This window comes from Methylobacterium sp. 275MFSha3.1, assembly GCF_900108435.1.
Lineage (GTDB): Bacteria > Pseudomonadota > Alphaproteobacteria > Rhizobiales > Beijerinckiaceae > Methylobacterium.
Genome location: NZ_FNWP01000055.1, coordinates 1 through 14,607, shown reverse-complemented (window position 1 = coordinate 14,607; position 14,607 = coordinate 1). Strand labels below are relative to the sequence as shown.

The 14,607-nt window shown below is 65.0% G+C and carries 15 protein-coding genes; 11 read left to right on the top strand and 4 right to left on the bottom strand.

What is annotated here, in order from left to right; genetic code table 11:
• Both BLW78_RS30210 and BLW78_RS30205 read right to left on the bottom strand, forming a co-directional pair.
• A partial coding sequence (locus tag BLW78_RS30210; protein WP_139307754.1) for a helix-turn-helix domain-containing protein occupies positions 1–276 on the bottom strand: 276 nt, incomplete at its 3' end.
• Between the two features lie 276 nt (positions 277–552).
• Complete coding sequence (locus BLW78_RS30205) at positions 553–1,431, bottom strand: alpha/beta hydrolase (RefSeq protein WP_244527115.1); 879 nt, start codon at positions 1,429–1,431, stop codon at positions 553–555.
• Between the two features lie 107 nt (positions 1,432–1,538).
• Between BLW78_RS30205 and BLW78_RS31210 the strand changes: the two genes are divergently transcribed.
• The gene (locus BLW78_RS31210) at positions 1,539–1,889 is read left to right on the top strand and encodes a hypothetical protein (RefSeq protein WP_139307800.1); all 351 of its coding nucleotides are present in this window, start codon (positions 1,539–1,541) and stop codon (positions 1,887–1,889) included.
• 120 nt (positions 1,890–2,009) lie between these two features.
• Positions 2,010–3,247, top strand: a protein-coding gene (locus BLW78_RS30200; protein ID WP_091683977.1) for an IS3 family transposase whose coding sequence is annotated in 2 segments (ribosomal slippage) — positions 2,010–2,370 and positions 2,370–3,247 — 1,239 coding nt in all. Because the reading frame shifts where the segments join, the coding sequence is not laid out codon by codon here.
• A 209-nt stretch (positions 3,248–3,456) separates the two neighbouring features.
• Here the strand turns inward: BLW78_RS30200 and BLW78_RS30195 are convergent.
• Complete coding sequence (locus BLW78_RS30195; protein ID WP_091683975.1) at positions 3,457–3,849, bottom strand: winged helix-turn-helix transcriptional regulator; 393 nt, start codon at positions 3,847–3,849, stop codon at positions 3,457–3,459.
• Positions 3,850–3,937: 88 nt separating this feature from the next.
• Between BLW78_RS30195 and BLW78_RS30190 the strand changes: the two genes are divergently transcribed.
• The 9 genes from BLW78_RS30190 (at position 3,938) to BLW78_RS30160 (ending at position 12,993) form a co-directional block, all read left to right on the top strand.
• Entirely contained in the window at positions 3,938–4,555 is a 618-nt protein-coding gene (locus BLW78_RS30190; protein ID WP_091683973.1) for an FMN-dependent NADH-azoreductase, read from the top strand.
• Between the two features lie 50 nt (positions 4,556–4,605).
• Positions 4,606–5,007, top strand: a complete 402-nt coding sequence (locus BLW78_RS30185; RefSeq protein ID WP_091683971.1) for a DoxX family protein — start codon at positions 4,606–4,608, stop codon at positions 5,005–5,007.
• Positions 5,008–5,124: 117 nt separating this feature from the next.
• Entirely contained in the window at positions 5,125–5,574 is a 450-nt protein-coding gene (locus BLW78_RS30180) for a DsrE family protein (RefSeq protein ID WP_139307799.1), read from the top strand.
• On the top strand, positions 5,561–6,148 hold the full coding sequence (locus tag BLW78_RS30175) for a TlpA disulfide reductase family protein (protein WP_170855295.1): 588 nt from the start codon (positions 5,561–5,563) through the stop codon (positions 6,146–6,148). The genes BLW78_RS30180 and BLW78_RS30175 overlap by 14 nt, the downstream gene beginning before the upstream one ends.
• 166 nt (positions 6,149–6,314) lie before the next feature.
• Positions 6,315–7,340 carry an Atu2307/SP_0267 family LLM class monooxygenase gene (locus tag BLW78_RS30170; RefSeq protein ID WP_091683965.1) on the top strand — a complete coding sequence of 342 codons (1,026 nt, stop codon included), beginning with the start codon at positions 6,315–6,317 and terminating at the stop codon, positions 7,338–7,340.
• Between the two features lie 881 nt (positions 7,341–8,221).
• Positions 8,222–9,478: an adenylate/guanylate cyclase domain-containing protein gene (locus BLW78_RS30165; RefSeq protein WP_091683963.1), complete on the top strand. Its 1,257-nt coding sequence runs from the start codon at positions 8,222–8,224 to the stop codon at positions 9,476–9,478.
• 769 nt (positions 9,479–10,247) lie between these two features.
• Positions 10,248–10,571, top strand: coding sequence for a hypothetical protein (locus tag BLW78_RS31205; RefSeq protein WP_139307798.1), 324 nt, complete (start codon positions 10,248–10,250; stop codon positions 10,569–10,571).
• A 476-nt stretch (positions 10,572–11,047) separates the two neighbouring features.
• On the top strand, positions 11,048–11,473 hold the full coding sequence (locus BLW78_RS31200; RefSeq protein ID WP_139307797.1) for a hypothetical protein: 426 nt from the start codon (positions 11,048–11,050) through the stop codon (positions 11,471–11,473).
• A gap of 323 nt (positions 11,474–11,796) precedes the next feature.
• On the top strand, positions 11,797–12,993 hold the full coding sequence (locus BLW78_RS30160; protein WP_091683961.1) for a hypothetical protein: 1,197 nt from the start codon (positions 11,797–11,799) through the stop codon (positions 12,991–12,993).
• A 284-nt stretch (positions 12,994–13,277) separates the two neighbouring features.
• Here BLW78_RS30160 and BLW78_RS30155 read toward each other — a convergent pair.
• Positions 13,278–14,607: autotransporter outer membrane beta-barrel domain-containing protein (locus BLW78_RS30155; protein ID WP_139307796.1), on the bottom strand; the 1,330-nt coding region annotated here is incomplete at its 5' end.

Below are 14,607 nucleotides of genomic sequence, written 5' to 3'. Positions count from 1 at the left end.
CTCCAGCAGCATCTCGCCGAGCTTGGCCTTGAGACGCCCGCTCTCCAGCGCCTCCGCATCGAGGGGCCGGGTGGACAGGCTGGCCTCGCCCGCCGCCAGGAAAGCATCGCGCCAGCCCGACAAGGTCGCCGCCGTCACGCCCAGGCCGCGCGAGACGCTCTCCAGGTCCTCACCACGCAGAAGCCGCAACACCGCGTCCCGCTTGCGCTGCCGGGACATGCGCCCACCCCGGCCAGGTCCGACCGCACCGGCAACCGCTCCTGTAGTCGTCGTCATCGTTCTTACCCCTGAGGCGGAGACCGTCCGCTAACGGGGTGTCTCAAGCAACCGTGGGGCGGAGGAGATAGAAGGCAGCCCGCCTTTTCAGACCGACCTCTTCTCCGAAGCGTCCGCTCCGCTTAAGGCCAGGCTTGAACACGTGGATGATGCGGCTGATTATGCACCGGTCGTTCGCGCACGCCCACTCGGACCTTCAGCCTGTTCTCACTCGATCCACGCTTTCGACACTAAGCGGGCGCTGGGGAGGCCCGCTTCCGGGACGATGCATGCCGCCTATCGGAGCTCGAGAGCCTCCTCGACGAGGGCGCGGACCTGCTGCCAGGCCGGTGCGGACGGTGTGACAAGATCGAAGTGGCCGGCATCCGGGACGTTGATTAGCTTCGGCGCGACCACGGGTTTGCTCTTGAGGGTTCGAGCATAGTCGTGGGCGACCCAGGGTGGCACGAGCCGGTCGAGCACACCGCTGACCATGACGATCAATCCGGCCGAAGGCGTGAGGGCGGCGGGCGAGATCTCCACGAGCTTGTCCGTCGGGGCAAGCCGCTCGACGATGCCAGGGCCGCACAGCACCGGGACGAACCGGGCGAATGTCCCGAGATCGCCCACGCCGCCCAGGCTGATCACGGCGCGCGGCACAACCCGGAGCGGCCCGTGCAGGGGGCTTGCGGCGGGAACCGATCCGCGCGAGGCCGCCCACAACGCGAGATGACCGCCCGCGGAATGCCCGGCGAGCACGACCCGCGACAGGTCCAGCCGGTAGGAGGATGCCTCTTCCGCGAGCCTGTCCAGCGCGGCGCCGACGTCCTGGTAAGTGCCTGGATAGCCCCCGCCGGCCTCGTTGGCGCGGCGGTAGCCAATGCTCCAAACGGCGATGCCCCGCCGCGTCAATTCCGGACCCAGATGGCGCATCTGCTCGCGCCCGGCGGTGTTGGCGCTCCAGCAGCCGCCGTGGAGGAGGACCGCGACCGGGTGCGGACCAGGGCCGTCGGGTAGGAAGACGTCGACGCCCTGCGCAGGATCCTCCCCATACGCGATCTGTAGGGTGGGCTCTGGCCGCGGCAGGTCGCGGAAGGTGGCAAGCTCCACCGGATCGGCAGATGCCGGCCGGATGGCCAGCACCGTCGCCATCACAAGGGCGGCGTATATCATCATGCCAGCCTCCCGCGGCCGTCCCCGACCCGGACCGGCAGCTCGCGTTCGCGCCTCACCCTAACAGATCTGGGCCTTGGGCGCTCCAAGCGAAGGCGCCGAGGGTGGTCATGACGAGCTCGTTCGTCGGCCGGTTTGGAGCGCGAAGCCGAAGGTTCGGTTTCGAGCAGCGCGCCTATCTCGGCTCCTGCGCGGTCCTGAAGCTTTCCGCCCAGTTGCCGAACAGCCGCCTTCCTCCCCGAGCGGACGATATCAGATTGCCGACGGATGTCCGTTTCGGGAATGCCAACCGTTTCTCGAACGGCTGGGTTGGGTCGCATGCGGAATGGCCGCTCGGGGTGGATTTCTGTCAGGCCGCTTTCTGCCAAAAATTCAAGGAAGCGGACATCATCGCGGCACCCGCTTTCGACCCTTTGCAACCCTTAGGAAGGCTTGCTCTGCAGCTCTCATCGATTGACTAGGGTCGTCGGATAGGAATGTCCTTTCCAGGACGGAGCGACGGGCCGCATAACAGCGTGGTGAACCGCACCCCGTTTTGACCGGACAGGCGGCATAGCTCACGAAGGCATAGGCGTTGGCCTATGGGTAAGGCTATGTCATCCGATCCGACCGCCCCGCCGGTGCACGGCGAGATCCTGACCGGCGTTCAGCGTCGCCGGTGCTGGTCCACCACTGAGAAGATCCGCCTCGTCGAGGAGAGCCAGCAGCCCGGCTCGTCCGTGTCGTTCGTCGCTCGCCGCTACGGCCTCTCGCCCAGCCTGCTGTTCTCGTGGAAGCGGCGCATGCTGGAGGGCGGCCATCAGGCTGTGCACGCCGACGAGGAGGTCGTCGGAACCAGCCGGGTTCGCGAGCTGGAGCGGCGCGTGCGCGACCTCGAACGCCTGCTCGGGCGCAAGACCATGGAGGTCGAGATCCTGAAGGAGGCGCTCGACCTCGCCCGCACAAAAAAACCGACCTCGCCGCTCAGCTCCTGGGGCGGTTCGACGGGCGGTTCGCGGTGAAGGCGCTCACCGACACGCTCGGTGTAGCCCGCTCCCACTTGGCCGAACGCCTGAGCCGCTCCGCCCAGCCGCGCGGTCCCTACCGCAAGCCCGAGGATGCGCAGCTGCTGCCGACGATCCGCGCGATCGTCGATGCCCGCCCGAGCTACGGCTATCGCCGCGTCACCGCACTGGTGAACCGGGCACTGCACTCGCGCGGCGAGACGAGCGTCAATGCCAAGCGGGTGCTGCGCATCCTGCAGGCGAACGGGCTCACCCTCGCGCCGCACACCGCTCGGCGGCCCGGCCGCACCCACGACGGCACCGTGGTGGCGTTACGCTCGAACGTGCGCTGGTGCTCGGATCACCTCGAACTGCGCTGCCGGGACGGTGCGGTCGTCCGCGTGCTGTTTGCCATCGACGCTTGCGACCGCGAGATCATGGCGTGGTCGGCGACCACGACAGGCGTCTCGGCCGAGATGGTCTGCGACCTGATGATCGCCTGCTGCGAGCGCCGGTTCGGCGCGACGAAGACCCCGCACCCGGTCGAGTGGCTGTCCGACAACGGCTCCGCCTACATCGCCCAGGAGACAGCGCAGACGGCCGCCGCGCTCGGCCTACGGCTGCTGTTCACCCCGGTGCGCTCGCCGAAGAGCAACGGCATCGCGGAGGCGTTCGTGAAGACGCTCAAGCGCGACTATGCCCGCCTTGCCATCTTGGCCGACGCCGAGACCGTGATGCGGCTTCTGCCGGCTTGGTTCGAGGACTACAACACGATCCACCCGCACTCCGGCCTGCGCATGCTCTCGCCCCGAGAGTACCTCAGCCGGAGTGCCTAAACCCGCCCCGCTGCTTGTCCGGTCAAACAGGGTGCACTCCAGTGGGATCGTTCCCCCGCTACGAACAGCTCGGTGGGGCGAGGCCCTTGATCTTGCCGTCTCGCGCGGTTCGAAAATCGCTGGCGGCGAAGAGGTGAAGGCTATCGGCCTTCGTCTCGGCGCCCTCAGCTTGGCCATCGTGTGTGACCGGTTCATCGGCGAGGCGCCGCCTAAGCCGCAGTGGTATGATCCCGCTCTCTGGTATCGTAGCGTGCCTGAGCCGCGCTCAATTCGCCGATGTTCCGGAGCACCCACATGCCGAGCGCCTGTACGGGTTCGGCGAGTGATAGGCCAAGCGGGGTCAACTCGTAATCCACCCGTGGCGGGATCGACGGCGTGACCGTTCGGCTGACGAGGCCGTCGCGCTCAAGGTTGCGCAGCGTCAACGTCAGCATCCGCTGCGAGATGTCCTCGATCCCTCGCTTGAGCTCGCTGAAGCGCTGCGAGCGCTCGCGTAACATCATGATGACAAGTACACTCCACTTGTCACCAAGCCGCGAAAGCACCTGAGATACTTTCATGCACTCCGGTGTGTGGGCGTTAATGGGCTTGGTATCACTCATGTAACCTTGGTATCCTTCCTGTGCCGTCTTGCGGGGGCTTTCGGGTCGAATATCATAACCGGGTAACGAAAAGGAACCCGGTACCAAAATGAAACTCCTGCACCTCGACACGAGCATCCTTGGGGCGAATTCCGTTTCGCGGGAACTCACGGCGCTGGTCGTCGGCCGCCTGACCGCGGGAGCGGGGGTCGAGGTCACCTACCGTGACCTGTCGGCCGGCGACCTGCCGCACCTCACGCCGGCCACCCTGCCCAGCGCCCATCCGGCCTCCGCCATGGCCGGCCCTCTCGACGCAGCCGGGCAGGCCGCCCGCGCGGAGAGCGACCGGGTACTGGAGGAGTTCCTCGGCGCCGACATCCTCGTGATCGGCGCGCCGATGTACAACTTCACGATCCCGTCCCAGCTCAAGAGCTGGATCGACCGCATCCTCGTGCCCGGCAAGACCTTCCGGTACGGCGCGAACGGGCCCGAAGGCCTCGCCGGCGGCAAGCGGGTCATCGTGGCGGTTGCGCGTGGCGGCTTCTACGGACCTGAGACAGGCGCCGTCGCGGCCGAGCATGCCGAGAGCTACCTGCGCACGGCGCTGGCCTTCGTCGGCATCACCGCGCCCGAGTTCGTCGTGGCAGAGGGGCTCGCCGCGGGCGAGCACAACAAGACGCAGGCCCTGACCTCGGCCCGCGCAGCCGTGCAGCAGCTCGCCGCCTGAACCCCGCCAACCCTTCCTTCCCTAACCCCTCTCCGGAACGGCCTTCTCCCATGTCTCAGACCCTCGCCACCCCCGCCGCCCCGTCGCGCGGCATGACCATCCTCGCCTGGTCCCTGCAGATCGTGCTCGCGCTCGTGTTCCTGGCCGCCGGTGGTGCCAAGCTCGCGGGCATCCCGATGATGGTTCAGGTCTTCGACCTCGTCGGCCTCGGGCAGTGGTTCCGCATCGTCACGGGGCTCATCGAGGTTGCGGGCGCAATCGCGCTGCTGATCCCTGCCTATGCCGGCCTCGCCGCGCTGTTGCTCGGTTGCACGATGGTCGGTGCGGTGCTGGCCCACCTGACGGTCCTGCCGACGCCGGCGGCGCCCGCCGTGTTCCTGCTGCTCCTCTGCGTCCTGCTGGCTCTCCTGCGTCGCAACCAGATCGCCGCGGTCGCGAACCGCGGCCGCTGATCTAGCCTCGGCCGGCGGCGTCGCAGCCGCCGGTTATGCCGACACGCGCAGGACCGGAGAAGCGAGATCATGCCTGACCGACATCGCTGGCCTGGTGGACGGGCCATCCTGGGGATCATGGCCTATCTCTTGACTGGGATGTTGGCTGCGGCTGCCGCACCGACGGCTTCGCCGACCCGCGTCGCCTCAGTACCGGCATGTCACCACCGCATCGTCTACCACGTCAGCAGCAACGACCAGCCCATGATGCAACGGGCTCTTGGAACCGCCGACAACGCCTTCAAGCATTACCGGAGCCGCGGCGAGACGGCGCGCATCGAGATCGTCGCCAATGGCGGCGGCGTCCACATGATGCGGTCCGATACGACGCCGGTCGGTCCGATGCTGCAGTACATGCGTAGCACCTACCCGGACCTGGTTCTGACCGCCTGCGGCATCACCCGGACGATCATGGAAACCAACGAGGCGCGGACCGTCCCACTCCTGGAAGGGGTTGGTGTCGTGACCGCCGGCATCGTGCGGGCGGTGGAGCTCCAGGAGGAGGGCTATGCCTATGTCAAACCCTGACGCGGGGCAGATGACGCGTCGGGCCTTCGCCGCGGGCGCCCTCTCTACGATCACCCTCTCATCGCAGACCGCCGCGCTGCCGCTTCTCAGGGGCCAACGCAAGCAGTTCGTGCACTTCGAGCCGCAGCCGTCGATGCAGCCTCTCCGGCTTCGCGATCTCGCCGGCCGCACGGCCACTCTCGCGGCGACGAAGCGCGAGGCGATGCTCCTGTACGTGTGGGCGACCTGGTGTCCGTCCTGCCCGGTCGAGCTGCCGCGGCTCGCACGGGAGCAGGCCTTGCTCACGGCCCGTGGCGTTGGAGTCGTCGCCGTCAGCATCGACACCGTATCGACGGTCGCGATCTCCACCTACCTGCAGCGGCACGGGGCCGGCGGGTTACGGGTGCTCCACGACCCTGCGGCAGTGACCCTGCGGGCAGACCGGCCCGACGGAACGGCATCGCCGTTCCAGCGCTGGTCGATGCCGCTGACCTTCACCGTCGACCGAGATGCGCGCGTGCGCGGCTACATCGCCGGCGGTGTCGACTGGCTGACACCGGACAGCCTGGCGTTCCTCCACGCCCTGGCCGCCTAGGCTCCCCCGCGCCGTTCCACGCGATGCCGAGCCGGTCGGGTTCGCCCCCTCCTTGGCCGGTTCGCCCGGCGCGCTGGGTCGCAGGGCCCAGCGCGCCTCAAGTCCTGTCACGTTCGATCATCCACTCCCTACACACCCTGCGATTCAGGGCCAGGACGTTCGACTCATGGAAATCGGCATCGACAGTTTCGCCGTCACGCTGCCCGATCCTCAGACGGGCCGGACCGTCCCCGCAGCCGAGCGCATGGACCGCCTGCTCGCGGAGGTCGAGGTTGCCGACCAGGTCGGGCTGGACGTCTTCGGCATCGGCGAGCATCACCGGGCGGAATTCCTCGACGCGGCGCCGGCCGTGATCCTCGCCGCAGCCGCGGCCCGCACGAAGCGCATCCGGCTCACCAGCGCCGTGACCGTCCTTAGCGCGGCCGACCCGGTGCGCGTGTTCCAAGACTTTGCCACCGTCGACCTGATCTCGCAGGGCCGGACCGAGATGGTGGTCGGCCGCGGTTCGTTCGGAGACGCCTACCCGCTCTTCGGCTTCGCGTTTGACGACTACGAAGACCTGTTCGTGGAGAAGCTCGGCCTTCTCCTCAGGCTGCGGGAGCAGACGCACGTCACCTGGGAGGGGCGCTTCCGCGCCCCGCTGAGCGGCCAGGGAGTCTTTCCCCGCTCGCACCAGCCCGAGTTGCCGGTCTGGGTCGGCGTCGGCGGCACGCCCGCCTCCTTCGCCCGGGCCGGCGCCCTCGGCCTGCCCCTGATGGTGGCGATCATCGGCGGAAGCTTCGAGCGCTTCCGCCCCCTGGTCGACCTTTACCGCGAAGCCGGCCGCAGGGCAGGCCATGCGCCCGAGAAGCTCAAGGTCGGCGTGCACGCAGTCGGTTTCGTGGCCGACACGGACGAGGCCGCCCGCGCGGCCTTCTTCCCCGGCTGGGCCTACATGATCGGCACGGTCGGGCGCGAACGAGGCTGGTCGGGGGTATCCCGCGCACAGTTCGACGCGATGTGCGGCCCCCAGGGCACCTACCTGATCGGTGCGCCGGAGACGGTCGTCGCGCGGGCCCGCACCGCGAGCGCGGCCCTGGGCGGGGTGTCGCGGCTGACGTTCCAGATGAGCTCGGCCATGCAGGTGCCGGAAGCCATGCAGCTTTCAATCGAACTGCTCGGCAGGGAGGTCGCCCCTCGGCTACGAGGCTGATCCGAATAGGCCAGCCTGTTCAAGCGCGGGAATTCCGTGAGACAAGCACCCTAGGAATCGCGGCTCCCGGTTCCGGTTCGGACATGCGTGCCCCAATCGGCGAGTGAACGCCCCTCATCCGGAGCTAGAGTTGCCGGAGGTCCGGTGAACGACTGCTTTGGAATAACGCAAGCAGCGATCCAAGCGGCCGTGTTGGGTCGGAAGCCGTATGGCTGCTCGGGGTGGTTTTCTGCCAGTCCGCTTCCGGACGGCGATGCACGGAAGCCGACGTCATCTCCGTGACTCTTCGCGGCCCTTCTCAGACCTTCGAAAGGTCCGTTTGCTCGACGTCTGAGCGGCCCTGAACGACAGAGCATAGCCGATAGCGGTTCGGCTGCTGCATTCATCTGAAACGAGGAAGCAGACTGCCCCTAGAGCCGTGCCCGATCGCGTTGCAATCGGGCACGGCTCTAAACCTTTGTCTTGACGCGCTCTCCTACGCCGAACCGGTATCCACTTCGGCGGAGAGCGCTCTAGCACTTTGAAGGTAACGATCTCCCGAAGGGTGATTCGCGAGGGCGGCTAGGCCCGTGCGGGCTTGCCCGTGGTCAGGTGAAGCGATTAAGCCCCGCCCGGCCGACTGGAATGCCGTGCCGCAATCAGGCCGGATTATTATGCTGACCGACTGCACATGGTTCCAAGATGGAGAGCACCAAAGCACGATAGCAGGCAAACTACTCTCGCTATACAGGACTCATGACATGCCGATATATGCACGGCAGGTCCACGAATCCGTGCATACGCAACACCGCAACACTGCCCTTCATATAATAGTCAGTGCAGCGCCTCAAATGGTTCCGACAAATATCTGGAGTCGAATTCAAATGATAGGATGCCGTTAAATGATGGAGCGTGCAATGTTCCCGTCATTTCCCGCTGATCTGGAGGAAGAATTTCAGTGTCACTATGCCAAAACGTATTCTAATGCGTCGAAGTCGGCCCTGGCGCTAGGTTCGTCCATCTATTTATCATTTGCGATTTGGGACTACATAACAGCTCCAGAGATCGTATCACTTTCTTTGGCGATCCGCTTTTCAGTGACTGCCTTATTATTGCTATCTATGACGTTTTTCGGCGGCGACCGGCTGCCCCAAGCGATCCTTGCCTTAGACGTATTTCTTGCTGGAGCTAGCGTTGTCCTCATAATCTCCAACATGCACAACGGTCTTACTTTGGGCATGAGCGGCATTGTATTGTGTTTGATGTTCAATTTCGGTTTTTTCAGATTGCTATTTATGCCCTCTCTATTTGGCGGCCTCAGCCTGATGCTAGCCTACAATGCGGCCGTGTTGGCATCCGGCCTGCGGGCAGATTTAGCGGCAGCGAACAACTTCTTTATCGTTTCAGCTATCGCGGCAGGATCTATAGTCACGTTTCGCTACGAAAGTCTGCAGCGTACGAGTTTCCTTCAAGACAAGGAGATCGAAAGCGAGCGCGCGCGATCGGAGGCATTAATCGACAACATGCTACCTCGCCATATCGCGGCGCGCCTGAAACAAGGCGATCAAGTGATCGCCGAATCCCATGGCGAGGCGCACGTATTATTTGCTGATTTGGTAGGGTTCACAACGTTAACAAAGCAGCTCTCGCCCCATCATTTGGTCGAGGTTCTGAATGAGATATTCTCTATTGCTGACGGACTTACCGAAATTCATGGCGTCGAGAAGGTTAAAACTATCGGCGACGGCTACATGGTTGTCTCTGGAATTGATGGTGAAACACGAAGCGCGGCCGAATCTATGGCCAACTTTGCATTAGATTTAGTTTCTGAGGTAGAAAGCTTTGCTCAACGGAGTGGTTACCCCATAGCAGTTAGAGTAGGAATAGCGACGGGTCAGCTTATCAGCGGCGTTATTGGACTCCGAAAGCTCTCGTTCGACCTATGGGGGGATACGGTGAACCTCGCCAGCAGAATGGAGCACAGTTCTGAGCAAGGTCAGATCCAGGTCACGGAGACAACTTATTGGCGTCTGAGAGAAAATTATCACTTGGAGGAACGTGGAAAAATCTTTCTTAAAGGTTTTGGGGAGTTGAACTCTTACGTCTTGATTGGACGACAGGTATTTATGCACCGGCTAGAGGCCAAAATTAACTCTTAGAGTCATACAATCCCGCTCTCCTGTCGTGACGGCCGAATTTCGTTGTCCAATAATCCGACGCTTCTAAAATCCCTCCGTTTGGCGCCGGTCCGGAAATATAAATTAATTTGTCTGGAGATGACTATCTTCGTTATGAAGCTACCGAGATAGATGTGCTTATGCGAATCTGTCGAGACACTATGTCGAGGTTGACCAATGAGCCAGCGAAGCTATTGGCTTACGGGCATCGGTCCCATAACGGCTCGCCGCGCAGAGCCGACGTTGCCGGACGGCCGGCGAATGACTGCTATGTCGAAGTGCCGACGGCGGCACAGACGGCTGGGTTGGGTCGGCAGCGGAAGGGCAGTTAGGAGTGGAATGCTGCCGGTCTGCTTCTGCACCACGCGGGCACTCGAGCGGACATGTCCTCGACAATCCAGGCGGTCAGAGGCCGGAGGTTAGTTTTGTAAGCCAATCGCGCGAGTCTTTGACTAGGACAGTCTCCATAGACCTGTAGAGAAGCAGAAGACCTCCGCCAAGTCCAATTAGACCGCATGCGCCGAGCCCAGCCGCGCTCGTGACGCCGGCTCCCACCCGAAGCCTCTAAGCCAAATGATTATCAGTCCTGCGCCAATTTACGGCTTGCGCTGCGGATCGCGATCGAAAATCTTGCTTTGAATACGCGTCTACGGAGGTTTCGATGCGAGCTGTAAGTTGTTGCATAGGAAAATATCTAGGTTCATTTCTGCTATATGCCGCCGGATCCAGCGTCGTTTTCGCGGATATGAGAGTGAATCGTTCCGTCGACGGCAAAATCGTCTCGATGTCTAACCTGTCGCCGGCGAAGGACTGCTCTCCGATGGTCTTGCGCGGCCGCATCAGCGATCCAACATTCGAGCAGGGAACGGTACGCGGATTCACACTTAACCAAAAAGGCGGCGAGCAGCACATCAACGTACCCGCTTTGTACGATTTTCCCGATCCACGCCAGAAAGCGATTGCTCGCGATGGATATTCCACATTGATCCGCGACGGCCGCACCGTGACGATCAAGGCTCTGTTCTGCGGCGCAGCGGGAAAAATCGTGAAAATGGACGCGATCTCAACAAAGTAGGGACCATATCATGTCAACCAGATCGGGTGCGGTTGCCCTCCTATTCATGCTGTGTTGCGTCCAGGTTGCGAACTCGGGGTGGAAGCCGGCAAAAGGAACTCCGTATCCTGCGTTCACCTCCTGCGTCTCCTCCAATCTGTGCATATTCGTCTCGTGCCGGCGCGGTGGCGAAAGGTCCTTCGAGATCTACTCCGTCGAGAACGGTCTAAGCGCTGGAGATACGCTATCCCTCTCCGCTGCCGGACGCCAGATCAAGCTGACCGTACCGCCGAGGACCAACAACGAGCTCTACAGCTGGCCGTTGCGACCGGACATAGATGAATTACTGAGCTCGGGCGGTAAAGCGGCCATCGTCTTCGACGAACGCACCAAGTGGCCCGTAAGGACTGACGGCTATGCATCAGCGAAGTCAAGCCTGTCGCGTCAATGCAAAGGCTGACTCCGGGCTGCTTGGGACGACTATCGGGAGACGTACGATGTTTATGGGAAGACTGACTTTCGTGATCCTGATGGGTTCGCTCTTTGCAGCGCCGGCTGTGGCGGAATCAAGAGCGGCGGCCTACTTGGTAAAGCAGGAGATCAATGACGGGTGCGATGGTCGTCAAGGGCGCATCGATCCCGCCGACCTGATCGAGCGGGATCTCGATGGTGACGGCATGCCCGACTTGATTATATCCCACGAGGCGATCCGATGTGCCGGTAAAATGTCACGGAGCAGTCATTGCGGCATGCAGGTTTGCTCCGTACTGTTCTATCTGCGTCGCGGATCATTGCTTCAGAAGGCCCACGATATGCTGGGTGCCAACGTCAAGATAGGCCGCGAGCGCATCCCGAAGGTCCATATGGATGCCCATGGCGGAGGTGGAGGCTACGTTCGTTGGAATGGGAAGTCTTTTGATTGAGAACTGATGTCTCGCGACGACGTCCAACATTCATAGATATCCGCGGTCGGAGCCATCACAAATGATGACATCTCCAGCATTCGGCCGATGCGGCTACAGCCGGACGATCGGCGAGATGCGCCTGGAGGCGGCGTTCGATCGGATCGCTCCCCGGCCGAGGTTCTCGGCACCGACAGCCAGGATCCGGGACGATCCGACAACCGACGACCGACGTCGGTCGCCGATCAAGCTGTCCCGACATGCGTGGCCCGCGATCGGGTGGCCGTGCACCGCAACGTCGGGCATGATGCCCTGCACATGATCGGCGGACCTGGGGAGGTCACATGCGGTTCCTGGTGGCGACGATTGTTCTGATCGGACTGTGCGGTCAGGCGAATGCCCAGGGCAAATCGAAGAAGCCGCAACCTCAGCAGCCGTCGACCCGCTACCTCAGCTTTTCGGAAGGGTCCCTGGACGGTTCGGCGACGTATCTGATCGACGGCGTCCTGAAGTTGACCTCGCAGGGCAGCCAGATCACCGACGCGAGCATCGACGTCTGCTACCCGACAAGCACGCTGTCGCGGCGCGTCGACCGTCTGGTGATCCCGCTGAAGGCCGACGGCGCGAACTTCTCCGGAGCCGGAGCAAGCTCGGCGGGGGATCGGGTCGCCGTGTCGATCAAGCGGAGCGGCTCGAAGGACGAGCAGCAGCTGAACGGCTCTCTGAAGCTTCCGGACCATAGCGTCGCCATCGCAGCCACCGGCCTGACGTTCTCGGAGGAGGATCCGACCGCGCTGCCCTCCGGTTCGACGGCAGAGGACGAGCCTGAAGACGTGAGCGACAAGCCCGTACCCGATCCCGGAACCCTCTCGGTGACGACGAAGCTTCCGAACGTCGTCGATCTGGTGAAGCTGGTCCGCACTGAAGGTGCCCGGATGGATCCCGCCGGTCTGGTCCCGCACTGCGCCGACCTGAGAGGCGGCACCTCGTCGATCTCGATCGACGTCGATCCGGAGAGAGCTCCCGCGCTCCTCGAGAAGGTGAAGAAGCTCCCGGGAGTGGCGACTGCGGAATACGGGCAGGTCGCCGACAAGTCCCAGCTCGTCAAGCTCAAGGCGAAGCCGGGCGACGCCGATCTGATCGCCGCCCTCGGTCGCGCATTGCCGAAGGCCATCCCCGATGCGACGATCGTCTCGTCGGGCAAGGACGCCGGGCGAGGCGAGATCCAGATGGCCCTCACCCGCAAGGTGTCCTACCTGGACCCGATGGGAGCTCAGGAAGCGATCTCGCTCCGGGCTACCGCGTGGCAGGATCCTCAGGACAAGTCCGTCTCTTACGTCCAGCTCCGGGGTGTCGATGCGAGACTTGTCGATACCGGCAAGGAGAAGGTCTTCTCGGTAGGGCCCGCCGAGTCCGAGGGGGAGGACGCCGTCGTCGCCTCCGATCTCGACACGGCGGCAGCACAGCAGACGATAGCTGCGGCATTGGCTTCTGATCTGCACGGGCAGATCTGGGTCGAAGATGCGTGGGTGTCGAAATAGCAGGTCGCCCGCACGCCTGGATGCCGACGACGGGCGAGTGCTGGAGGCGGCCGCACACTCGAAACGCCGCCCGCACCGTGGAGCGCGATCGGTACCTGCCGAACGGGAGCCCCGGCCGCATGGTCGACGAGGAGGCCGACCTGGAGAGTGACACGATCGGATGATGCGTCGGAGGCTATGCCGGCCGAATGCGGGGGGAGGGGCCACGTAAACGATCGGCGGGCGACGACATGCATCCGCCGATCGTAAGGCTAGCTAGGAACGCTCGAAGGTCCGTCGATGCTCTACCACGCGGCCTGAAGGCCTGCGGTGAACACCTGGGCGGTGGCGCCCGGGCGGACGTCGCCGGTATAGCCCACCGACAGCCGCACGCCCGCGGCGACCGCCCCCGTCAGGCTCCCCCCCAGAACCGCGCCGTCCCGCCCCAGCGCGCTCGTCCGGCCCGCGAACCCCGCCCCGAACACGCTCGAGCGGATCAAAGCCGCCGTGTCGGCCAGCTCGTGCGCCCAGTACGCCCGACCCTCCAGGCGCAGGTCCGGAATGCCCGCCACCGCCCAGCTCGTCACCCGCCCGCCGACCAGGCTGCGCGCCGCGTCGAGGTCGGCCACCGCGAAGCCCTGCCCGCCGAAGCCCTGCCCGCCGAAGCCCTGCCCGACCAGACCGCCCCGCTCGGACACACGGCCCCGCGTCAGCCGGTCGTAGCTGAAGCCCACCTCCGGCACGACCTCGACCGGCAGGCCGGTCGCCAGCGCGTAGCCGGCAAAGCCCGACACCCCGCCGTTCCAGCCCGACGACAGCCCGGTGGTCTGCGACACCGCCGCGCCCAGCGCCACCGTCCGGTCCACCCGCCCGTCCGCGTACGACACGCCCGCCGTGCCGCGCAGCACCACGGCGCCGAGCCGCGTGCTCGCGTACAGCGTCCCGCCGTAGCTGTCGGTGGTGAACCGACCCAGCCCCGCGCCCCGCGACGTGCCGCCCGCGCGCAGGTAGCTGAACGCCCCGCCGACCTGCGTGTCCGCCCCGACCTGGCGGTCGACGCCCATCAGCAGCCCGCCCGCGTCGAACCCGGCGCCCGCCGCCGCCCGGTCGCCGGCGCGCGCGCCGAACCCGTACAGCGCGTCGGCCCAGACCCGGCCCTCGCCCACCGCCAGCGGCGGCTCCGCCGCCCCGGCGCCGCCGCGCACCTGCAGCGCCGTGCGGTTCGGGCCCGGGCCCGGATCGCCCGCGCTGAACGCGCCCGCGCCCCCGCCCAGCCCGCGCTGGTGCCGGTCGATCGTGTCGGAGAGCAGACGGCGCGCGGCGAGGTCGGTCATCACCGCGTCGCCGTAGCTCTGGCCCGACAGGCTCGCCAGGCCGCCCGGCAGCGTCGCCGGGCCGGCCGCGTAGAGCGGGTCGAACACCCGCGCCCGCGCCGCGTCCGGCCGCGTGCCGGCGGCCGGGCGGGCGAGGTCGAGGGCCGCGCCCACGGCCCGGGCGTTGCCGGTCTGGGCGAGGCCGAGGCCTGCGAGGTTGCCGTAGGCGGCCGGCGTGACCACGAGGTCGAGGCCGGTGGCGGCGTAGAGCGCGTCGAGGCGCGTGCCCGCCGGCAGGCCCGCCGCCGGCTGGGCGAGCCCG